The sequence below is a fragment of the Salidesulfovibrio brasiliensis JCM 12178 genome (assembly GCF_001311825.1).
GTDB classification, from domain to species: Bacteria; Desulfobacterota; Desulfovibrionia; order Desulfovibrionales; family Desulfovibrionaceae; genus Pseudodesulfovibrio; species Pseudodesulfovibrio brasiliensis.
On the sequence record NZ_BBCB01000050.1, the window covers coordinates 1 to 22,479 of the forward strand.

The 22,479-nt window shown below is 59.5% G+C and carries 14 protein-coding genes, 2 tRNA genes and 4 pseudogenes; 11 read left to right on the forward strand and 9 right to left on the reverse strand.

The window, feature by feature from the left end; all coding sequences use genetic code 11:
* Positions 1-541 (forward strand): tyrosine-type recombinase/integrase (locus JCM12178_RS11735; RefSeq protein WP_157054893.1); only part of this gene is annotated, 541 nt, incomplete at its 5' end.
* A 78-nt stretch (positions 542-619) separates the two neighbouring features.
* Here the strand turns inward: JCM12178_RS11735 and JCM12178_RS11740 are convergent.
* A tRNA-Glu gene (locus JCM12178_RS11740) sits at positions 620-697 on the reverse strand.
* A 148-nt stretch (positions 698-845) separates the two neighbouring features.
* Between JCM12178_RS11740 and JCM12178_RS17850 the strand changes: the two genes are divergently transcribed.
* Positions 846-1,088 carry a GrpB family protein gene (locus JCM12178_RS17850; protein ID WP_083465899.1) on the forward strand — a complete coding sequence of 81 codons (243 nt, stop codon included), beginning with the start codon at positions 846-848 and terminating at the stop codon, positions 1,086-1,088.
* On the opposite strand, the gene JCM12178_RS11750 is transcribed toward JCM12178_RS17850, so the two are convergent.
* Positions 1,075-4,854 carry a class I adenylate cyclase domain-containing protein gene (locus JCM12178_RS11750; protein WP_054651597.1) on the reverse strand — a complete coding sequence of 1,260 codons (3,780 nt, stop codon included), beginning with the start codon at positions 4,852-4,854 and terminating at the stop codon, positions 1,075-1,077. The two genes, JCM12178_RS17850 and JCM12178_RS11750, sit on opposite strands and share 14 nt — an antisense overlap.
* Positions 4,855-5,131: 277 nt before the next feature.
* Between JCM12178_RS11750 and JCM12178_RS11755 the strand changes: the two are divergent.
* From JCM12178_RS11755 to JCM12178_RS11775, 5 genes and pseudogenes are all read left to right on the forward strand, one after another.
* A pseudogene (locus JCM12178_RS11755) lies at positions 5,132-7,213 on the forward strand (acyl-CoA dehydrogenase family protein).
* A gap of 50 nt (positions 7,214-7,263) precedes the next feature.
* A pseudogene (locus JCM12178_RS11760) lies at positions 7,264-9,110 on the forward strand (NAD(P)/FAD-dependent oxidoreductase).
* Between the two features lie 407 nt (positions 9,111-9,517).
* The gene (locus JCM12178_RS11765) at positions 9,518-10,324 is read left to right on the forward strand and encodes an electron transfer flavoprotein subunit beta/FixA family protein (protein WP_054651599.1); all 807 of its coding nucleotides are present in this window, start codon (positions 9,518-9,520) and stop codon (positions 10,322-10,324) included.
* Between the two features lie 13 nt (positions 10,325-10,337).
* A complete protein-coding gene (locus tag JCM12178_RS11770; protein WP_054651601.1) occupies positions 10,338-11,351 on the forward strand; it encodes an electron transfer flavoprotein subunit alpha/FixB family protein in 1,014 nt (337 codons plus the stop codon).
* 109 nt (positions 11,352-11,460) lie between these two features.
* A complete protein-coding gene (locus tag JCM12178_RS11775) occupies positions 11,461-12,063 on the forward strand; it encodes a hypothetical protein (RefSeq protein ID WP_054651603.1) in 603 nt (200 codons plus the stop codon).
* A gap of 87 nt (positions 12,064-12,150) precedes the next feature.
* Here the strand turns inward: JCM12178_RS11775 and prxU are convergent, their stop codons facing one another.
* On the reverse strand, positions 12,151-12,876 hold the full coding sequence (gene prxU, locus JCM12178_RS17855) for a thioredoxin-dependent peroxiredoxin (protein ID WP_083465900.1): 726 nt from the start codon (positions 12,874-12,876) through the stop codon (positions 12,151-12,153).
* Between the two features lie 227 nt (positions 12,877-13,103).
* On the opposite strand from prxU, the gene JCM12178_RS11790 reads away from it, so the two are divergent.
* Positions 13,104-13,787: a hypothetical protein gene (locus JCM12178_RS11790; RefSeq protein ID WP_054651609.1), complete on the forward strand. Its 684-nt coding sequence runs from the start codon at positions 13,104-13,106 to the stop codon at positions 13,785-13,787.
* Positions 13,788-13,857: 70 nt separating this feature from the next.
* Here JCM12178_RS11790 and JCM12178_RS11795 read toward each other — a convergent pair whose 3' ends face one another.
* The 3 genes from JCM12178_RS11795 to JCM12178_RS11805 all read right to left on the reverse strand — a co-directional run bounded on the left by JCM12178_RS11795 (position 13,858) and on the right by JCM12178_RS11805 (position 16,292).
* Complete coding sequence (locus tag JCM12178_RS11795) at positions 13,858-14,532, reverse strand: PEP-CTERM sorting domain-containing protein (RefSeq protein ID WP_172677125.1); 675 nt, start codon at positions 14,530-14,532, stop codon at positions 13,858-13,860.
* A 676-nt stretch (positions 14,533-15,208) separates the two neighbouring features.
* Entirely contained in the window at positions 15,209-16,048 is an 840-nt protein-coding gene (locus JCM12178_RS11800; protein WP_054651613.1) for a class I SAM-dependent methyltransferase, read from the reverse strand.
* Between the two features lie 167 nt (positions 16,049-16,215).
* Positions 16,216-16,292, reverse strand: a tRNA-Arg gene (locus JCM12178_RS11805).
* 112 nt (positions 16,293-16,404) lie between these two features.
* On the opposite strand from JCM12178_RS11805, the gene JCM12178_RS11810 reads away from it, so the two are divergent.
* The 3 genes and pseudogenes from JCM12178_RS11810 to JCM12178_RS11820 all read left to right on the forward strand — a co-directional run bounded on the left by JCM12178_RS11810 (position 16,405) and on the right by JCM12178_RS11820 (position 20,655).
* Positions 16,405-17,628, forward strand: a complete 1,224-nt coding sequence (locus tag JCM12178_RS11810) for a bifunctional folylpolyglutamate synthase/dihydrofolate synthase (protein WP_245628743.1) — start codon at positions 16,405-16,407, stop codon at positions 17,626-17,628.
* Positions 17,629-17,646: 18 nt separating this feature from the next.
* A pseudogene (gene selA, locus JCM12178_RS11815) lies at positions 17,647-19,049 on the forward strand (L-seryl-tRNA(Sec) selenium transferase).
* A 233-nt stretch (positions 19,050-19,282) separates the two neighbouring features.
* Positions 19,283-20,655: pseudogene (locus JCM12178_RS11820) on the forward strand (aminopeptidase).
* A gap of 55 nt (positions 20,656-20,710) precedes the next feature.
* Here the strand turns inward: JCM12178_RS11820 and JCM12178_RS11825 are convergent.
* The 3 genes from JCM12178_RS11825 to JCM12178_RS18970 all read right to left on the reverse strand — a co-directional run.
* Positions 20,711-21,175 (reverse strand): AraC family transcriptional regulator, encoded by a 465-nt coding sequence (locus tag JCM12178_RS11825; protein WP_054651615.1) that lies wholly within the window; start codon positions 21,173-21,175, stop codon positions 20,711-20,713.
* A 14-nt stretch (positions 21,176-21,189) separates the two neighbouring features.
* Positions 21,190-22,059: an AraC family transcriptional regulator gene (locus JCM12178_RS11830; protein ID WP_083465903.1), complete on the reverse strand. Its 870-nt coding sequence runs from the start codon at positions 22,057-22,059 to the stop codon at positions 21,190-21,192.
* A partial coding sequence (locus JCM12178_RS18970; RefSeq protein ID WP_218185648.1) for a hypothetical protein occupies positions 22,056-22,479 on the reverse strand: 424 nt, incomplete at its 5' end. The genes JCM12178_RS11830 and JCM12178_RS18970, both read right to left, overlap by 4 nt.

A 22,479-nucleotide genomic window follows, 5' to 3' on the forward strand; every position in this document is an offset into this window, starting at 1 on the left:
AAGGGAAAGAAAACTGCTTCTGGTTACGTACCACACGGCAGCCCGCAAAAACGAACTGTGGCGCTTGCAGTGGGAAGAGGTCGATTTCGATGGCGACATGATCGGCTTATGGACGCGCAAGCGGCGTAGCGGCAATGACGAGTTCGACCTGATCCCCATGTCCAAGGCGTTTCGGACCCTGATGGCCGAGTGGCGTTTGGCGTCTGGTGGAAGCGGCTTCGTGTTTGATGAAGGCTTTGACGACTTGAAGGACCCGAACAACCGCTGGTTGAAGAGGGCCTGTGACGAGGTCGGTGTCCGACGCTTTGGCTTTCACGGCATACGCCACCTCTCCGCAAGCATTGCCGTCCATAATGGGGCAAACCTGCTTGAGGTTCAGCAACTGCTTCGGCACAAGTCTGTGGCCACGACGCAGGGGTATGTCCATCGGGTGGCGAGAACGACCGGGGCGGTGGATGCGCTGGACGCTGCGCTGAGCAAGCAGTCCGGTGAAAGAAAAGGCAACCGTCATGGCCTGTTTGGCAAGGCTGCCGGAAGCTGACGTGGGTCTGGAGACACATAGGGGAGACACGAAAAGACGAAAAAGGCTTACGTGAAGCACGTAAGCCTTTGATTTCGTTGGCGTCCCCAAGGGGATTTGAACCCCTGTTATCGGCGTGAAAGGCCGACGTCCTGGACCGGGCTAGACGATGGGGACGCATTCGGTGAAGAGGGGAAATACTTGCGTGCGTGGGGTTTGTCAACAAAACTTTTGCGCAAAATGCAATTTGTGCGGAAAAAGTGGGTTTTGAGCAGTCAGGAGCGGATATGGTCTATTCCCTCAGGTCAATAGGCTCGGGGGCCGTATGGAAACGCTTCAGGAAAAGATCGCAAGAGTCGTGGCAGAGCATGTTGTAGTAGTGCCGTACGATCCCGCTTGGTCTGTATTGTATGAGCAGGAGCGCAGACACTTGCGCGAGTGCTTGCCGCAAGGACTCATTGGACGTATCGAGCATTTTGGCAGCACTGCCGTGCCCGGTCTGGCAGCCAAACCCGTGGCGGACATGTTCGTGGAAGCTGTTTCATTGGCTGCGGCTATATCAGCGTGAGCCTCGGGCACTGCGCTCCTCGCGGCATGAAGATGCCGAGTTCCGGGTCAACCGCGAGTTTGTGTTCCAGCGCGCTTTCGAGGAAGGCGCCTGCATCTTCAGCAACGCTTGGGTCTGGCGTGCGGAACGTCTTGCAAAACAGTTCGCCCCAGTTGGTGGAATAAACCACGGCAAGGCTTTCGATGCTTTTGGATTCTGGCGGCACGTCGAGATTCACGATCAGGAACGCCTTGACCACGGTTTCAGGCCTCAGGCCTTGATCTAGGTCAGGCTCGAATGTCTCCTCATAGGGAAAGAATTCCGCCATCTCGGAGAGCAGGCGCTGTATGTCCGTAGCTGCCAGCGGGGCGATGCTGCGGTCTGCCTGAATATGTATCTCCGGCCGGTAAAGGCAGTTGCCGATGAGCCATGCCGGGAGCATGGCGGCCTGTTCGTGTCGGATGAGTTCCTGAAGCTCGCGTGACGGGCCCTTGCCGTCCGATCGCTGCATGGCCTGCAGGTGCCAGATTGTTGCCTTGCCTGTCTTCCTGGCCGCCGAAAAACGGAGCATGGAGAAGCTCTCGCTGCCCACATCGAGAAAGGGGATGCGGCTGACCTTGTCAGGCTTGCGGGCAAAATTGGCCAGAATCCGGCGACCGAGCCGGGTGAGGTCCTCCGGCGTGATTTGGGCTGCGGAATCCTCGGTATTGGCGAGAATGGAGCGGATGCGTTTGTACGAAGCCGTCATGAAGTCGCTGACGGATGCGCCTGCCTCGAGCGATTGGGAGAAGGTCCACGGCGCGTCGTCGCAGGTGACGACCTCGGGGGAGACATAGCCGCTGCCGAACAGTATCTCCACAAGGCTCTGCGCCTCTCGGGTGGCCGGAAGATTGCGAAAATAGGGCAGCGACGAGAGGTCCGCCTTGAGCAGAAAGGCCTCGGCCAGCAGGGTCGTTGCCGCCTGATCCTTGCGCTCGGCGTACATGTCCTTGAGCTCCAGATACATGGCCGCATACGGGTCCACACGGGCAGATCCCTGCTCGCCTTCCTGAATACGCTTCTTTATGAGGTCGGCAAGTGGCAGCTCGTTCGTCTTGGATGAGTAGCGGTCAAGCAGGCCGAGTTTCATCACCGACTTGAACGGCGAGTGGATGGCTTTTATCATCTGCCACAGGGCTGCGCCGAAGTATTCTCCGGGCGGTATGGCTGGAAGTGCGCCAAGGTCGATCATGCGCGGCGTGCCTCCCATGGGATGGGTGAGGGCGCTGCGCACGGTGTTCGCGTACTCTCCGGCCGTGCACCCCGGCTCCGCCAGCCACCAGACCGGATGGTGCCCCGCGATCTTGAGCGCTGTTCGGTAGAACTCCTCCTTGAGCAGGATCGCCTGTGCAGAGCCCGAGCTTTCCGCGTCGCTCAGGCCGAAATGGTTGGCACGCACCGCGTCTTCGTCCATCACGAAAAAGTGCAACTCCAGAGAGTATTCGTCCCACGCCCATTTTTCCAACGCTCGGCATTTGCGGTTGAGAAGGAGCATCTGGTCGCGGCTGGCTGTGCCGGATTTGACAACCAGCCAGCAGTCGAGGTCCGAGGTGGTGGTCTGGGCGAGGCTTCCGACGCTGCCCATGGAGTAAAGCGCGGAGATGACGACGTTCCTGTCGGGTGGCTGCTGCTCTTCGACGGTGAAGTGCGCAGATAGTGTACCGAGCACCGTCAGCGAGGGAGCGTGTCCCGGCAGGCGGCACGGCATGGACTCCACGTCTTTTCGGTCCTTCTCGAAGATGTCGCTTTCAAGCAGATGCGGGAGCATGAGCAGCAGGTCGCGCTGGTCGGGCTGCAGTCTGCGCATGGCGGCGTTCATTCGATGGCTGTCGTTTCGAAGCATCCGCATTTCCCGGCGGGTAAAGTCGATGTGCCGGGTGAGCTTCATGAGGGCGCGTGCCGCAGCGTTGCTGTGCTTTGCGTCAACGCAGTCCTCGCATTTTTCCGAGGCCCGTTCGATAAGCCCCTTACGCAGCCCGGCAAGCCACGCCGCCATCTGGATGTGGCAGGTCGTTTCGGTGGCGCACACTTCAAGGTCGTTGGTGCCGCAGCAGTCGAAGGTGGTCTGGAGTGAGGTGCAGCCGAAGAGTCGGGCCTGAGCAAGGGCGCAGCGTATGAATTCCGTAGCATGGAGCTCGGTGGAGAGAAGGATCGCGTTGGTGACGGTGACGTGCCTGAACCTGCTGGCGCTGAAGCGGCTTTCCGCAAGCTCCGCTCCCGGCAGTGTGCATTCCCTGAACCGTGTCTTCCTGAAGTTTGTCCCGTAGCACTGCAACATTTGCATGTCGCATGTCGTGAAGGTGCATCCGACAAATCTGCATTCGCGTAAGAGCAGGTGGCCCATATCGCAGTCATCGAAGGTACAGCCCTTGAAGGTGCACTTGCGGAAACGGCACTTCTCCAGCACGGCCCTGTGCAGGGAGCATTGTTCAAAGGTGCAGCCGAAGAAATGGGTCTCGCGGAGGTCCCAGCCGTCCATGGAGCAGTGCTCAAAGACGCTGGAAAGGACGGTGCTGTTTCGCGCGGCGATTCCTTTGCGCTCGAACTTGACCACGCGGAGCCCTTCAATGACCTGCGGGTCGAACTCGCGAGCCGCCCCCTTTTGCTCGGCCATGAGCTTGGCGAGTTTTCCGTGCCGACCTTCACGGAATAATTTGTCGAAGAATCCCGATTCGTCAGGTTTTTCGGTTCGGCATCGGGGCAGCGGGCGGGCCTTTGGTTTTCGTGACGCAAGCCGTTGTGAGACGACCTTTTTCAGGTCCGCCGCCTCGGCCGCGTGTTGTGGCGACTCTTCGGCAAGGGCGTCCAGCAGTTCCTTTGGTGCGGCATCGGCAGCCGCATCAAAGGAGAGGGCAAGGGCGTTAAGGAGTGCGCGTCCCTTCAGGCCTCCATAGAAAGCCCGCAATTCCTTTGGTGGAAGAAGGACGCTGGAAACGGCGGCCCCTGAGCCGGGGCTTGACTGGTGCAGTCGGGCGAGGGTCGAGCCGGGGGACTTGAGGTCCGAGGTGGCATAGAGGATCATTGCCGTACGCCCGGCACTCCCGCCCGCCTTGAGCCCCGCCTTGGCCATGACGCTTCGGAAGGGGTGGACAGAGGGCAGCATCCTGTCTGCGGCCTTGAGGATTTCCGTGTGCACATCGCCGCTTTCGAGTGCCTTTTCAAAGGAACGCTGCATGGTTGCGTCCATTCCATACCCGCCGAGGGCAAGAAAGGCGTGGGCAAGATGCAGGGTGTCGAGAAGGACGCTTTTGAGGTATTTGCCAAGGGACATGGACAGGGGGTGGGAGACCGTCCAGTGACGGGCACCTGCCCGGGCCAGCCACGACGCCACTTCCGGGGCGTCGTCCTCCCCGATGCTGCCCATGAGCATGTCCGCGGTTTCCTTTGCGCCCCGCGGCATTTCATCCACGCCTTCTATGAGCAGCTCGTCGGCGATGTCGAGTCGGACGGCAACTGGCAACGTGTGGAGCATTGCTGAGAGTTCCCCGCCGGAAATGGAACCGGAACGTACATGTCGGCCTGCGATGATTCTGCCGAACTCGCCCAACCCGCACAGGGTCTCCAGAATGCGCCGGGCCATGGCGGGCATGCCGGTTCTCGCCTTGAGGATTCTGTGCAGGAGTATCGTCACCCGCCCTGTTGCGCAGGCCGCTTCGCTCCCGGGGTTCTTTCGTGCAGCCTCCGCCAGCTTCCAGACCAACTCGCAGAGTCGCTTGCCATCATCTGCCGCAGGTTTTTCCGCGGCCATGGCAATGGCATCAAGCTGCTCTCGAAACGAGACGCGTGAGGAGGCGGGAGGGGGGTGTTTTCCATTATTGGATACTGCATCTTGCCTGTGCGCTTGTCAAAGCAGTTAGCGTGTCAAACTTGCCGCAAAACCCTGAAAACCGTTGCCGTATCTGTATTAAACGGTCGTTTTATGTTGAAAAAGACTTTGACTCGGATAGTGGATTGGCCTAGATTCCCGTGTCAATGTCATGTCGATTTTTCTTATCAAAACACATCCAATTTCAGGATAGCTGAACATGTACACACTTCGTACCCTCCCTGGAGACGACGTGCGCCAGATCATGTGGCGCTTCGCCGACCGCTTCGACCTGCAGATGTCCGTGCAGTCCGCGCGCGGCATCGCACGCACCGTGGTCGCAAAGCTCGTGGCTGAAGGCGCCCGCAATACGCACGAATGGACCGACCAGAAAGCCGAACTGCTCACCGCATTCGACCAGTCCGGCCTGACCTCGCTTTTCATGGACCCGCATCAGTGGATACATCGAGGGCCCCAAGAACTTCGCCCTCGCGCTGGTGGCCTTCGAGCTGTCCTGGGTGGACGGCGGCGCTGCCACCTGCTCGCTGGCAAACAACCTCGCGCTTGCCCCGATTCATGAAAAGGGCACACCCGAGCAGCGCGACCATTACATGTCACAGTGCGTGCCGCCCCAGCCGGGCGAGGACCGCGAGATCCGTCGTGGCGCGTTCGCCCTTACGGAGCCGCTGCCGTACGTCGGCGTGGATACCGGCGTGCTGGTCGGCAAGCTCAGCGTGGCCGAGTGGGACGACGAGGAGCCGATGCTGCAGGTGGAAAAGCGCGGCCGCTTCATCACCAACATGGACTTCGCAGACTTCGTCACCGCTGCCGTGGACTCCGGCGACGAGCGCATCAAGGGTTCCTGCATGGTCATCCTCGAAAAAGAGGACGAAGGTACCTATGACCGCGGCGCCCCGACCCTGAAGATGGTGCACCAGCTGTCCTCCACCCGCGATCCGGTTTTCTCCCTCAAGGTCCCCGCCAGCCGCATCATCGGCGGGTATGAGATCGTGGACGGCCAGATCGTCCCCAAATACAATCATTCCGAGATCATCGGCTCGGTCTTTCACCGCACCCGCATCCCCGTGGGCGTGATGACCACTGCCAAGCTGCTCTCCGCCATCGAGCCGGTCATCCGCTACCAGCGCACCCGCTTCCGTGGCGGCGACGCGGCACAGGCCGGTTCCCCGCGCTTCGACAAGGGCATCCAGCAGAACGAAGACGCGTTGCAGCGTCTGATCGACGTATGGGCCAGTGGCGAGGCTGGAGCATCGTTCGGCTTTGCGGCATCCCGCCTTGCCGACGACTTCGACCCCGTTGAAAAGGAAAAGGAACGCATTTTCGAGGAGCAGGGCGTTACCAGCCCGCGCAAGCAGATGATGGCGCTGCGCAAGATGAAGGACAAGGTGTTCGAATACGTCGAGCAGCTTCACCTTCCCGAAGGCGAGCGCGATCAGGCCCGTTTTGCGGAGCTCGAAGGCGACACGCTCGTTCGCTACGCGTGGATGGAAGCCATGGCCGGAATCCTGAACCCGGGCGTCAAGCTCTGGAACACCGGCGTGGGCGCAACCACCATGCGCGAGGCCATCAGCCTCGTGGGCGGTTACGGCATCACCGAGGACTGCCCCGGCTTCCTCATGCAAAAGTGGACGGACGCGCAGCTTGAGGCCACCTACGAAGGCCCCGAAGCTGTGCAGCGCCGTCACATGAGCATGACCATGACCAGCGAGGTCTTCCAGAAGACCGTGACCGAATGGATCAAACAGCTGCGCCGCACCGGCTCCGAAAAGCCGGGCATGGGTGCCTACGCGCTGGCCGCCGGTCTGGAGCTCTGGCAGTGGGCCATGAATTATCTTCAGGAAGCCAAGGACCCCGAAGGACGCAAGCTCTACCACGGCAAGCGTCAGGGCGTGACCTTCCCCATGGCCGACGCGCTGGGCTGGCTGCTCGGACCGTACTATCTCATTCAGGACGTTATCGAACTGATGGAAAAAGGTCCCATGAGCCCACGCTGGCCGAAGGTCTCGACGATCTGGTGGCCTTCTACAAGGACATCGCCCACGTTCAGGCCGTGCGCGCCGCGGGCGAGGCCGCCCGCATCTGCGCCGAGCTGTGCTACGGGTTCACCGAATGTCCGGACGACTGTCACGGCGACGGCTGCCAGCCGGTTTCGCTGGACGAGTTCGTGAAGCTGCGCGCCAAGGTCGAAGGCTGCATGACCGGCGCACGGCTTGCCAAGGACCGCGCTGGGAAAGCCATGGCCGAGGTCATGATTCCCGAAGCGCTGGACTACCCTCTCTAGGATTATCTGCCGCCCGGCTTCGGCCGGGCGGCTTTTTCAGGAGTTTTTGCATGAGTGATATGCCTCTGCCGGAACGGATGGTCATGGAAGCCGACATCGTCTGCGTGGGATTCGGTCCCGCTACTGCGGCCTTTCTTACGCACATGACCCGGGCCATGATGAACGAGGACGGAACCCCGGTCGTGGAAAGCAAGGTCATGCCCGGAATGCCGCCCCAGATCGTCTGCTACGAACGTGCCGATGACATCGGTTTTGGCGTGTCCGGAATCGTCACCAAGGGGCGCTCCATTCGCGAATCCTTCCCGGACCTTGATCTCTCCCAGATTCCGCTGGCGCATGAAATTACCGAAGAGCGCGTGGCCTACCTGCTCGACCCCGTGGGGGCCAGCCGTCGGCCCGCAGCGTTCAAGGCCGCTGACGCCATCCTCTCGAAATTTACCAAGGACAATGCCTACGAGCTGCCTTACATCCCGCCGTTCCTGCAAAAGCACGGCGGATTCGTGGCAAGCATGGGCCAGTTCATGCAATGGACCGGCTCACAGGTGATGGGGTCCGGTCTTGCCCAGATCTGGCCCGGCAGCCCGGTTGCCGAGCCGCTCGTGGAAGACGGCGGCGTCACCGGCGTTCGCCTCTGCGATCAGGGTGTGGACAAGAAGGGCAACCCCGAAGCCACCTACATGCCCGGCATGGACGTGAAGGCACCGCTTACCGTTGTCGGCGACGGCCCCGTGGGCGCTGTCGGCCAACATCTCGACAAGGAGTTCGGTCTGCCGGACGGCAAGCACCGCCGTGAATGGGCCGTGGGCATGAAGGCCGTGGTGGACCTGCCCGAAGGCTGCGAACTCAAACCCGGCACCGTCCTGCACACCATCGGCTATCCTGAGCCCGAAATCTTCGGCTTCCTCTACGTCTATCCCGACAACTCCGCATCCCTCGGCATTTTCGTGCCTTCATGGTTCGACAACCCCGTGCGCACCGCCTACCGCTACATGCAGCATTGGATGATGCACCCCTATCTCTGGAAGCACCTCGAAGGCGGAACCCTGCGCTCGTGGGGCGCAAAATCGCTTCAGGAAGACGGCCGCCGTGGCGAACCGCATCTCGTTGGCGACGCTACGCCCGCGTTGGCGAAGGGTCTGGAACAACCAACATTCTGAGCGGTTCCGGCGTGGACGAGGCCTGGGCCTCCGGCACCATGCTCGCCGAAGCGGTCATCGAACTCATGAAGGCAGGCAAGCCCTACACCAAGGCGAATCTCGAAGAAGCCTACGTGCGCCGCCGCCGCCAGTCGTGGGTCGAGGAAGAAGCCGTCATTTCGGAAAAATCCCGCGACGGGTTCACCCTCAATACGCTGCTCGGCTTCATCGGCATGGGCATCTCCGGACTGTCCAAAGGCAAGGTCAACCTGCCCGGAAAGTCCAAACGTCCGTGGGAGCGCATCCCCACCATCGAAGAATTCTACAAGGGCGTCATTCCCGAAACCGAGATTCTGCAAATCCGCAAGGAGTGTCAGCTCAAGGGCGAACCCCTGCACGATCGCCTCATGACCCGCGCCGGCTGGCCCGAAGTTCCGCTGGACGGACAACTGCTCATCTCCCAGCAGGACGCGCTGCTCATGGGCGGCAAAGTGGTGGCCAATCCCGGCTACGCCGATCACGTCACCTTTGCCGATCCCTACTACTGTCAGTCCTGTCGTGAGCAGGTCTGTACCGAAATCTGCTCCGGTCAGGCCATCACCGTGAATCCCGAAGGCGGCGTTCCGCTCTTTGATCGCGAAAAATGCGTGCACTGCGGCGCATGCATGTGGAACTGCAGCAAACCGAATCCCGAAGACCCGGAACAGACGAACGTCAACTTCCGGGCCGGATCGGGCGGGCTGCATTCGGCTGAGAACTAGCAAGCGGGGTGGTGGGCTACCTCCGGCGGCTCTCCGAGGGCCGGGCGCTGCCCGGACCCGGCAAAGGGCCGGGGGCCCTCTGCACTCCCTGTGTTGTCATTTTGGTTTTGCACGCGGTGTGAACCGCTGCAAGCAGACGGCTCCCACCGCGTGCAAAACCAAAATGACGGGGGAGGGGGGATGCTCCCTTTTCTCGTGAGCGAGGGGCTGTCCGTAAACGAGAGCCTCGTTTCCGCCAGGCCGCAGGAAGGTGGCGGGGTGTCGAAGCCTGTTGCAGCGGCTTGGCAAGACAGAAGTTTTTGGAGATTCTCAAGAACCTTTTGCAAGGTTCTTGAGCCGCCGGAGGCAACCCCGAAAAAGTATCCTCCGGCGCACACGCAATACACAACCGCAAGGAGAACGACTCCATGAGCGAATTCCACATTGTGGTATGCGGTTCGATCGTTCCTGATCCGCTTCAGACGCTGGAGCCGATGCAGGGGCCGACCGGGCCTGCTCTGAAGAACGAGATGATGCTTCCCGCCGTGCTGGACCCGTGGGCCGGGCACGCGCTTTTTGAGGCTGCCGAGCTGGCGAAGAAGTATGCCGGTTCCAAGGTCTGGCTGGTGACGCTTGGTCCCAAGGCCAAGTTGCAGCAGGTGATGATGAACGTGGCGCAGAAGGTGCCTTTCGAGGTGGTTTGCGTTGACGGCCCGGCTTCCGGGTTCGATGATTCTTTCGAGGTGGCCCGGGTGTTGTCCGAGGCTGTCGAGGGTATTGACGGGCTGGACAAGGGCAAGCTGCTTCTTTTTGGCGGCTGGCAGTCAGCTTCGCGCGGTTCGGGCGCGGTCATGCAGATGGTCGGCGAGCGACTGGGCGTGACCGAGCAGTTTCAGGGCGTGGACAAGCTTGTTGTGGGCGACGACGGTTCGCTGGAGGTGTTGGAGCGTGTCGAGGGCGGCGCGTGGCAGGCCTCGGTGTGCGAGGGCGCGCCTGCTGTTTTCGGCTGGGCCACGGGCGAGCTGCCTGAACCGCCGAACAACCCGCAGGTCGGCATGCAGAACATGCGGCTGATCATGCCAGCGTTGCAGCAGGCCAAGCCTGCGGACATGGGCAGCTCCTCACTGTCGTTTGCTTCGGTGGAGCTTCCGGCGCAGCGTCGCGAGACGCGCATCGTGAAGGACGCTTCGGTCGAAGACATTGCGCGTGAAATCGTCGAATGGGTTCAGAGCTAGCGGGGGTACCGAAATGAGCACAATACTTTATCTTGCACATACGGAAGCTGACGGAACCCTCGGGCGCAACGCGCTTGAGGCGCTGACCGCAGCCAAGGCGCTGGCCGATGGCATGGGCGCTGAACTGGCCGCCGGGATTGTTGGCGAGGACGTTCAGGCCGCTGCGGACTCTGTTGCCGGTTGCGGTGCGAAATTCTACGGCGTTTCCGGTCCCGAATTCGGGCAGTCCCGGTATGCTTCGGACGTGAACGCGTGCGAGGCGCTGGTGAAGGCTTGCGGCGCGGACGTTGTGGTGGCTCCGGCCACGGCGCGGTTCAGCCGTTCGCTGCCCGGCGTTGCGGTTCGTGTTGATGGCCGCGTGGATACGCACTGCTCGGCTGTCTCGGCCAAGGACGGCAAGCCGGTGGCTGAACGCTGGTTCTACCGTCAGCGCATGAAGGGCGAGCTTTCGCGTGACGAGCGTCCGTGGATCGTGACGCTTTCTCCGGGCTGTTACGAGCAGTTCGGGGAGTCCGGTTCTGCGGAGGTGGAGTCTGTTTCCGCCGAGAGTGCGAGCCGCACCAAGGTTACGGGTATCAAGTCTCCGGATGTGGACGAGCAGACCATCAGGCCCGACGCCTCCATGCTGTTCGTGACCGGCGCGGGCTGGACCAAGAAGCAGGGCGACGGGCAGACGCACGTCAAGCAGGCCGAGGGCGTTATCCTCGACTTTCTGACCAAGACCAAGTCGTCGCTTGGCTCGTCCAAGTCGCTGGTGGACATCTCCGGCGAAGGCCATGAGGTCATTTCATTCCTGACGCACCTGCATCAGGTCGGGCAGACCGGTTCCACGCCGCGTCACCCGAAGGGGCTGGCCACCTGCTGTCACGGCGAGGAGCCGCATGTTGTGGGCTGGCGTTTCATCAAGGACCGCCGCGCTATCAATACAGATGCTTCCTGCGGCTGGGCACAGGGCAAAGCCGACGTGCTTTACGTGGGCGACGCCTTTGCGATCATGGAAAAGGTGAACGAGCTGTTGAACGGCTAGTTGGCTCATCATATTGAATGAGGAAGGGGCGGCTTCGGCCGCTCCTTTTTTTATTGTATTTGTATCAGCTTTTCGATATCGAGTCTGTTTGCATAAAACGGAGGTTTTAATGAAGAGGATATTGGTTGCAATCACGCTTGTGATGGTCCTGGCGGCTCATGCCGCGCTTGCGGCTCCTGCACAGTGTGTGATCCACGGGAAAACAGTAAAGATGCCGATTCTTCCGGGGTATATGAATTCGTACGGCCTTGACGAAGGGGTCGACGCACATTGGGACTCGATGACCTCGGAAAGTAACCAGATGCTTGCCGTCATGGTGAGGGCTTTTGAGATGAAAGCCATTCTTGATAAAAAACAGAAGGCGTTCACCCGATATTATTCTTTTCAGTCGCCGATGATGCGTGAGGACGTGGCGATTAGCGGGGAGCACTATGCCGTCTTGAAGAAAGCATTACGGGAGAAGTATGATCCCGAGGCGCTGCGGATTGTCCGCGACACTCCCCGCGAATATGCATTCATCGTCCAGACGTCCACGGACGGTTCTGACATAGGAAAAGGCAGGATTCCCCTAATTACAGGAATGAATGTCATGCATGTGCGGGAAATGGTCGTGAACCTGCTTGTCTATGCTGTCGGCGGCGAAGAGATGATCGGCCCCGTGGTCAAAGATATCAAAGAGATTTCTGAAGAGTTTTTCAGAATGAACCAGTGATGAACGGCTTTTTACGAGGGCCGGGATGTAATCGGCCGGGACATTGTGCGATGTCCCGGCCGGTTTTTGTTGTGGTTCACTGGTGAACTAGTCGAAGGCCATCTGGACCTTCCACTCTTCCCAAACCTTGCCGACGAGGTCAGGACCGGGGGTGAGGACCGCCTTGCCGGGCTTCCAGCCGGAGGGAGTGGCCTTGCCGCCCTTGCTTTCGCGCACAAGCTGGAAGGCCTGAATCTGGCGCAGGCTTTCGGAGACGTTTCTGCCCACGGGCGGGGTAAGAACCTCAAAGCCCTGAATGACGCCGTCCGGGTCAATGATGAAACGGCCGCGGACGTCCACTCCGGCGTCTTCGTCGTAGACGCCGTAAGCCGTGCCTACGTTGCCGCCGCCGTCCGCCAGCATGGGGAAGGGCACTGTGCCCTTGGTAATCATCTTCGAGAGTTCGTGGTCTGCCCACATCTTGTGAACGAACACGCTGTCGGTGCTCATGGAGAGGACCTGAACGCCAAGCGCTTCAAACTCATCGCACTTCTCGGCGACCGCCGAGATTTCGGTAGCTCAGACAAAGGTGAAGTCGCCGGGATAGAAGCACAGGACAACCCATTTGCCGAGGTAGTCCGAGAGCTTGACCGACGTGAAGTCGCCGTTGAAGTATGCGGGTGCAGCGAAGTCCGGGGCCTTTTTCCCGACCTGAATCATGTTTTTGGCTCCTCGTTTTTCTTCCCGAAGGATCGGTTCGGTAGTTTCCGGCTTGGGTTCGCCGACAAGACCGCCAGTTGGTCTGGCGCATCCAACAGGTTTTTCCTTACTCATGGACATCCCCTTGATTGGTTAGTGGTTATAGGGTGATCCGATAGAATGAGTAATCGACAATAGTAGTAATCTATCTCAAAAAGAGAATTGCCGCAAGACCCGTTCGGTTATTTTCGTGTTGCTTCCAAATCTGCACAAGGTTGCCATCAGGCCCGCACGGATGTAATGGGCGTGTAAGCTGTTGATAGCGTAATCAATCACACGAACAGTGTTGCTGGAGGAATAGTATGAAACGGTTTGTTCTTGCCGGGCTGCTTTTGGCCCTGCTTTCGGGATGCACCACCACGGGCGTGGGCGGTGTGTTCGGTGGTGTGGACGATTCGCTGTTGAATCAGGTCCCCTCATCCGAAATGGGATCGGTGTACTCCGCCATGGACCGGCTTGATCTTGCGCGAGAGGAACTGAAACTGGCGGAACTGCGGGAAGACAGGGCAGGGATGGCTGAGAAGCTGGCTGGTTATGAAAAAGACCTTGCCGACAATATGGTCGACCAGCGCGAGATCGAGGCCGACATCGCCAAGATGGAGACGATCATCGCCGCTGAGTTGGGCGATTCGGTCGAGACGGCCAAAAAGTTGAACGACCTTCGCTCCGATAAATTGGAGAATGAGACCAAGCGTATTGAGATTGAAGCGGATGTGCGCAAGGAAGCGCACCGCATCGAAGACATGGATGCGCGCATCGCCCGTCAGGAGGGCGAAATCGAGCGGCTGAAGCAATTCAAGGCCGCCGACACCGAGCCTGTGGAAGACGTGAAGGCTGACGAACCCGTTCAGCAGGAAACGCTGGACGAGCCCGCCGGAGAAAAGGTGAACATGCCTGCTTATCTCAAGGTCGAGGACGACCCGGACGCCACGCCGGATAAGCCGGATCATCCTGAAGATATAGAAGAGAGTGGCCTTGCCGAATAACGGCCAGCCCAAGGAAAAGAAAAAAGCGCGTCCGGATGGGCGCGCTTTTTTTATTTGATCTGACTGTCGGTCAGGTACGGCGTATCCGCTTCAGGCCGACCAGTGTCAGCAAGCCGAGCGCGGCAAGCATGAAGGTGGACGGCTCTGGCACGTGCGGCGGCTGTTCCGAGACAGTGTACTCAAGGTACAGTTGCGGAGTGTAGACGCCGCTTTCACTGCTGTATCCTAGATAACTTGCGGAATACTGCTGCACATCCGGGATCATGCCGACGAAGGAAAGGGCGTCGTCAAGAAGGTCGGCAGCGTAATCCCATGCATCGTAGATGCCGGGGTAGAGGAAGGAGGCTCCTGATGCGCTGAACGCGGAGCCGTGATAGGACTTTCCGAGATAGTATCCATAGTCAGGCATGTCATCCCAGCTGACGCTGGTCTCCTGCCATGAATCATCCGCTACGTGAAAGTATTGTGGGTAGCGGTCATAGGGTGTCTGGAAGTCGGAGTCTGTGCTCCAGCTTCCTGCCGCCCGCATTCTGAATGTGGCTGTGGTGATGTCGGCGTTGTTCGGCAGCGACGAAAGATCGAATTTGAAAAAGCTCCACAACTGGTTCGTGTTCTGGCTGTTGGATATGTTGAGCCAGTTGCCATTGCTGGTCGTGGTCGGATACTGCGAATCCACTGTGGCGTCATGGGTAGCATACAGGGTCAGTGTTTCTGCATTCGATGGCCCGGCTATCGCAAACAGCAATAGGAAGACTCCGAAAACCAGAGTAAATTGATGCCTCATCTCACACTCCTCCTTTGATGGTTGCCTTCAGGGCGACCGATGCCGCCGTGTATGCCTCAGGGCGAACTGTTGGAGACGGAAGGACTCATGGGCAAAAGGAGCTATACGGTGATGCGGAAAGGGCAGCCGGTGGAACAGGTGACCTCGGTAAGCGTGTGGGGTTCCAATGCGCCTAGTGTCACCATGCATGAGATGTTCCACGCATGATGTGTAGGGAAATTGGTGTGTTAGGAATGTTAAGGGGTCGAATATCGTCGGATTTCATTACAAATCAGGCGTTTGGACGTCGGTTTTTCTGACACCGATTGGGGCGCAGGCCAGCGCTCCTGACCCCAGAAACCAAAAAACTCCCGGACAACCCGGGAGCCTTTGGTGCTAATTGCAAAAGAAAGAAGGTAGTGTGTCTTTAGCATTTGGCGTGCCAAAGTCTCGCAAATTGTTTTCTGGACATAAAGTTAAGTTATTGCAGTTGGTTGTTTGAGTTGAGGTTGCGGGGGCTGCAAGCCGGATCGGTACAGTGATTTGAACCGTTCCGGAAATGGCGGTGTGTGTGGCAAGAAATTTGAACGGTTTACTTACAAGGAATTAGTGGGTGTGAAAGCGGCGTGCCTTGTGCGAACGGCACGCCGCGAGTCCGTTATTCCTTTCTGCCGGAAATCAGCAGATGGTAGTCATTGTGGCAGGGCCAGTCTTCGTGAAGTGTTACGGATGTGAAGCCCGCGTCTTCCATCAGTGCCCGGTATTCCTCGTTGGTCCAAGCCTGCATGGTGTTCCGGTACTCCTCGACATTGCCCGACTCCGCGTCGATGACATGAAAGAGCGTTTGGGCGACATGGAGGCTCTCCAGCCAATGGCTTTGCGTCAGGCAGATGTGCGGCCTTTGCGAAAACAGTCCGGATTCAGCGGTCTGCCAGCTTTGCGGGGCCTGCCCCAAGGATTTAACAGCGTCGAACCGATGTGGCTCCACGGCAAGAGTACCGCCGGGCGCGAGGGCACGCCAGACGCGATGCAGAATGGCCCGGCATGTCTCAGGCGGGAAGACGTTGAACTCGCCATATATCATCAGGATCAGGTCGTAGGGGCCGCCAAACGGAGCTGATGCAACGTCATCAAGCTTGAAGGTGTGATGGCTGCTGCCATAGTGCTTGATTGCGTGATCTATGGAGGCTGGGCCGAAGTCCATTCCCGTGTATCGGTCCCGTGGGGCTGTCAGGTTTTGGGCATAGAGGCCCGGTCCGCAGCAAAGGTCGAGGATGCGCAGAGACTCGTCCGTGCGGAAGCGGTCGTTTAGCCAGCGGCACTGAGCCGTGATGGTCTCCTGCTTACGGCTGGCGAGGTCGTGGTCTTGCGTCAGGTGCTCGCGGAGCATGCGGGCGCTGAACGCCTCGTCATACCAGGGGATTTTGTATACGCCAGCCCATGGGTTATTTTCGTCCGGGGCGGCAGCAAGGATGTGCTTGAGAGTGCATGTGCTCATCGTTTTGCTCGTGGTTTCGGTGTCGGAGAACGTGAACGGTTTCGTTCACAGGGACAACAGTCTGCGTGTAATTGGAAAAAAGCATCAAGACCTCCTTGCGGTTAGGGGGTGGTTCGGGGCCATAACGAAAAATGGCCGGACAAAACGTCCGGCCGTTACTGGAAAAATGGCGCGCCCGGGAGGATTCGAACCCCCGGCCAAGAGCTTAGAAGGCTCCTGCTCTGTCCATCTGAGCTACGGGCGCGTGCGGAAGTTTCGTAATGGAGTCAGCCCTGTCGGTCAAGGGAAAACCCATTCCTGTCGGCAACGTTTCCTGATAGTTACTTTCGCACGCCATCAAGAAAGGAGCAAGCAGGGTGCGTTTTGAAGACTATGATTCCTTGAAACGATACATGAACGATCTCGGGCTGTTCAGCATGGACCTCGGGCTCGGCCGGATGGAGGCGTTTCGTGCTGAGGCCGGGCTGCATGACGCGCCGCCCGTGGTTCACGTGGTGGGCACCAACGGCAAGGGGTCCACGTCTACCTTTATCGAATCCATCGCCAGAGCGCACGGCCTGAAGACCGGGCTTTTTACCTCGCCCCACTTCGTCACGCCCCGCGAACGCATCCGGGTGAACGGGCGTATACTTCCACGCGAAGACTGGGTGCGGCTGGCAAACCGCCTGCTTTCGCTTTCCTGCGGCTCCCGGCTGACCTACTTCGAATTTCAGACAAGCCTCGCCATGCTCGCCTTTTGCGATGCAGGCGTGGACGTTGCGGTCATGGAGGCCGGGCTTGGCGGGCGGTTTGATGCCACCAACGTGTTTGATCCCTTTTTGACGGTATTCACGCCAATCGGCATGGACCACGAGGCCGTGCTCGGCGACACGCTGGAGGAAATCGCGCAGGACAAGGCCGGAGCCATGCGTGAGGGCGGATTTGCCGTCACCGCACGACAAAAGCCCGGTGCCATGCGCGTGCTCCATGCGCAGGCCGCAAAACAGGGGGGGCGGTTCATCCGGTCGGAGCAGTCTCCGCTTCCAGACTGTCCCCTTGGTCTGCGCGGGGCGCACCAGCGCGAGAACGCACGGCTGGCGCTTGTGGCGTGGCAGCATCTTGCGCAGGGACTCGGTTTACCCCCTGATGCGGAAGCCGAGGCCACAGGATTGAAGCAGGCCTTCATCCCCGGTCGATTGCAGTTCGCACAGCTCAACGGTTGCGAGGTGATTTTGGACGGTGCCCACAACGCCCACGCTCTCGAAGCGCTTCGTGACGCGCTGGATGCAGAAGGCGTCCGGCCCGGCGCAGTGGTGTTCGGCTGCATGGCCGACAAGGACATCGCTAGCATGCTCGGACTGCTGGAGGCCGTGACAAACGGCCCGATCTTCGTCACCCGCGCGGACTGGAGCAGGGCGGCCAGCCCGGAGAACCTTGCCGAGGCGCTTCCCGGCAGAGCGGAGGCATTGCCGGACATCCGCACCGCGCTTGAGCGGGCGCTCGGGGAACCGGGGCCGGTTCTCGTCTGCGGGTCCCTGTATTTACTGGGTGACGTTTATTCGTTATATCCGAGGCTTCTGAACCCAAGCCCGAATGAATAAATCATAAGGAGAATATACGTGTCCCAACTCTTTCGCCATCTGCCGTCCGTGGACGCGGTCCTGAGCGCGCTTTCCGGGGACAAGGACATGGAGTCCCTGCCGCGTCCGCTGCAGCGCGATCTCGTGAACGGGTTCCTCGACCTCTGTCGCGAAGAGATCAAGAGCGGCGTCATAACTGAAGAATCCGCCCTCGGCATGGACGTTCTCCTTCCGCGCATCACCGCCTACATCCGGGTGCAGGCCCGGCCCCATTTCCGTCGGGTGCTGAACGCTACTGGCGTGGTGGTGCATACCAACATGGGCCGTTCCCTGCTGGCCAAAGAGGCAGTGGATGCGGTGGTTGAGGCGTGCGCGCACTACTCCAATCTCGAATTCGACCTTGCCACGGGCGAGCGGGGCAGCCGCTACAGCCACGTGGAAAAGATACTCTGCGACATTACCGGGGCCGAGGCCGCGCTGGTGGTCAACAACAACGCCTCTGCGGTCTTCATCATGCTTGAGACGCTTGCCAAGGGCCGCGAGGTGGTCGTTTCGCGCGGACAGCTCGTGGAAATCGGCGGCTCGTTCCGTATCCCCGACGTCATGGCCAAGTCCGGCGCGACCCTGCGGGAAGTGGGGGCGACCAACCGCACGCATGTGAAGGACTATGAAGGCGCCATCAACGAGAATACTGGCGCGCTCATGCGAGTGCATACCTCGAACTTCCGGCTCATCGGCTTCACCAAGGAAGTGACGCTGCCCGAAATGCGCGATCTTGGCGACAGGCACGACCTGCCGGTGCTTGAAGACCTCGGCAGCGGCAGTCTGTTCCGTTTCGACGGCATGGGGCTCATCAACGAACCCACGGTGCAGGAGGTTGTGGCGCAGGGGGCGGACGTGGTCTCCTTCTCCGGCGACAAGGTGCTCGGCGGTCCGCAGGCCGGGATCATCGTCGGCCGCAAGAAGTGGATCGACATGATCAAGAAGAACCCGATCAACCGGGCCATGCGCATAGACAAGATGACGCTGGCGGCCCTTGAAGCGACATTGCGTCTGTATCTGGATATGGACGAGGCGCGCGAAAAGGTGCCGACCCTGAACATGATTACCATGCCGTACAAGACGCTGCGGGCGCGGGCCGGACGTCTGGCAAAGGTGCTACGCACCGAGCTGGGCGAAGCGTGGAAGTCGGGGTCAGAAAAGGCGTCTCCCGCGTGGGCGGCGGCGCATTCCCGGAGCAGGACATCGCCACCGCGCTTGTCACAGTCGTTCCCCGCGATTTGCATGTGCAGGAGCTCAAGCAGCGGCTGCTCGACACCGAGCCGCCGCTCGTTGCCCGCATTGAAGACGACGCTTTCTGTCTGGACCCGCGCACACTCGACCCAAAAGAGTATCGACTGGCCGCAGACGCCATCCGTCAGGCCTTAACCCTTCAAATATAAGACGTATTTTCCCGGACGGTTCCGCAAGGAGTCGTCCGGCTTTTCAAACCATTCCAAACATAGTACCCCTAACTCTCTCTTGCTCCCCAACTCCGCCAAACCGGAAACCATGACCGGCGGCCACTTAGATCGTTTCTGCGGCTTGGCAGCACAGGAGTTTTTTGAGCCCACGGAAGGCCGCCCGAGGCACTGCGTCCGTCAGGACGCCAAAATGATTCAAAAGGATACCTTCAATGAGTGATTTTACACTGGAATATACGCCGAAGAGCGCCTGGGAGATGTACGACTCCGTGAAGGACCGCTCGGCCATGGACGAGATGGCTGAACGGTTCGTGACGTTCCTGTCCGAATGCAAGACCGAGCGTTTGGTTATGGACTATGCTCGCGATCGTGCGGAGCAGGCCGGTTTTGTAGAAGATTTTACTTCGGACGCGGTCATGCGCATCCAGCGCGGCAAGACCGGATTCTTTGCCCGCAAGGTCGCCGCCCGCTCTCCGAGGGGTTTCGGCTGGTGGGTGCGCATGCCGATGCGCCCCGGTTGGATCTCAAGCAGCGGCCGCTGTATCAGGACACAGAGCTGTGCCTTGCCAAGACGCATTATTACGGCGGCATCCGCAAGTATCAGTGGCTGACCATGCCGCTTGCAATGCACGGCGTGGTGGTTCGCAAGAACGGTGACGTGGTGCGTGTGGAAGTGGGCGAAAAGTCCGGCGACCCGGTGCTGACGGTCACGGACCTGTTGCCGCATCTGGCGTACAAGGAGATCGAGAAGAAGCTGGCGGACGCGTTTGATGCCGAAAAGCTGAACGTTGTTCTGGGCAGCATCCCGATGCTGGAAGGCGACAACGAGAAGGGCGTACGGGTCAAGCGCGGTGTCCTGACGCTGCTCAACGAGTGGTACGGCATCGACGAGGCCGACCTCATCAGCGCGGAGTTGCAGATCGTACCGGCTGGCCCGGCGCGTTACGTGGGGCTGGATCGCTCCATGATCGGCGGGTACGGACAGGACGACCGCTCAAGCTGCTTTTGCGCGCTGGAGGCGCTGCTGGCCGAGCCTGAACCGGAATATACGCAGATCGTGCTGCTGTGGGACAAGGAGGAGATCGGCTCCGACGGGGCCACCGGCGCGAAGTCGCTGTTCTTCGAATATACCTTGGAAGATTTGGTGGAAGCATGGGAGCCGGATGCCAAGCTCTCCCGCGTGATGATGAACGGCAGCGCGCTTTCCGCCGACGTTGCAGCAGCCGTGGACCCGGACTTCAAGGATGTTTACGAGGAGCGCAACGCCGCGTTCATAGGGTACGGGCCGTGCTTCAACAAGTTTACCGGCCACCGGGGCAAGGTGGGGGCCAACGACGCGCACCCCGAGTTCATCGGCTGGCTGCGGTCCCTTTTCGATGAAGCTGGAATCCCGTGGCAGATGGCCGAGCTTGGCAAGGTCGATGCCGGGGGCGGCGGAACAGTGGCCAAGTTTCTGGCCATCTACGGCATGGACATCATCGACGTGGGCATGCCCGTGCTCTCGATGCACAGCCCGTTCGAGCTGTCCTCAAAGGCCGACCTGTATGCCACCACGCTGGCGTTCAGGGAGTTCCTGAAGAGCTAGTACATATACATTAGTATGGGAGCGGGGCTTCGACGGAATGTCGAAGCCCCGTTTTTTATTTGGCGGGAACGTGGAGCTTGGTCAGCAGGTCTTCGGGCTTGGTGTGGCCCGGATCGTTCAGGTATTGCTCGAAGCAGGGGCGGGTGAAGTCGAACTCCTTGCTGAGTTGCGGCAGGCCTTTCTCGAAAAGCGCCATCCACTGTTCGCCCAGATTGTCGTACGGGCCTTGATAGAGCAGGGTGGCGTAGTCACCGCCGGGGATGGTGAGGATGGTCACTTCGCCTTCCCCTTTCATGTCCTCTGGCACGGTCATGCAGGCGTCGTAGCGAAGCTGGTCTTCGGGCACCTGATTCGGGTCGTCGTGGCAGATGCCGAAGAATGCGGTGGATTCGTTGAAGAGATTCTTCGGCCCGGCCCACGCGGACAGGGCTTCCCACGCTTTTCCGCATTCGGGATACGGGCCGACATGGCGGACCGAGGCCACGGTGAGCTGGTTCAGGGTGTCGATGGAAACGTCCATGCTGGTACCTCCGTTCATGGTTCAAGGGATAGGAATATATCGGTTATTAATTGATCGGGCGGGGTGTGGCGGATATCGTTTCGATAGAATTCCAGCGACGGGATGGTCCCGACGGCTACCGAGTTGTGAGGCAGCCAGCGGCCCATCAGGTCTGTGTAGACGGCCTCTAGGTGATCGTATGGCCCGACGTGCCGGACGTGCGCGTATGGCCCTTCGGGCAGCGTCTTGCTGCCGACGATACCGTCCGGCTCGATCGGTTCCGGGACGGTGATGCATGCTTCATAACGAATTTTGTCGCCCGGCGTAATGCTCGGGTCATCGTAGCAGATGCCGAAGAACTCGGTTGCGTCCTGCATCAGTCCGCGACTCCCGGCCCAGTCGCAGAGCGGTAGCCATGCGGCTTCGCACTCCTTGTACGGGCCGATGTGGGTGATGAACGCGCAGTGGATTTCATCAAGCCGCGTCCGTTTGACATCGATATCCGGCAATGTGTTGAGCGCTCGCTCCACTTCAGCCTCGGTCATTCCGAAGCGTTGGTTCTCCATGTGCCATGACCTGAAGGCCGACGGCGAGACCCCAAAATGTGCCTTGAAGGCCCTGCTGAAGGATTCGACGGTCTCGTAGCAGGCATCAAAGGCGCAGCGGGTGACCGGCTGGACCTCATAGGCCAGTCGGATTGCGGCGCGTTCCAGTCGAAGTCTCCTTACGTGCTCGCCGAGCGACTCTCCGGTGACTGCCTTGAAGACGCGGTGAAAGTGCGGCAGGGAAAAGTGGGACAGCTCGGCGATGGCCTCCGGGTCGAGTGCCTCGTCGAGGTGCTCGTGGAGGTGGTTCATCACCTTGATGAGCCGTTCTTTATATAATGATAAGGTCGTTGGTTTCATTTATCGTGTCCTTTCGCCCAGTGAATAGTCAGATCCGGCAGCTTCGACTTGATGGTTTTCATCAAAAACAGGGTCGAAAACCTCTCAAATGAACGGTCGTATAGTGGTTCAGGAATGGAATAATGCCCGAGACATCTGAAAAGGGCAATTTCAAGGCTCAAACTGGTCGAAAAAAAGTAATATAAAATCAGCATGTTGAAAATTGAGTGAAATAAAAGTGAAGTTTTTTGAAAAAAGCGCTTGACCTCTGAGGGTGGTTTCCGTAGAACCTCTCTTCGTCGCGAGGGACACGGCAACGCCGGACGGACCAAGCGACTTGTTCTTTCCAAGTAAATCGGACGGTTAGCCGGAAGGTCGGCTTCGGGGTCTCTGAGAGAGGCACTGAAAAAAATCTTCAAAAAACGGTTGACAGGGGCGACA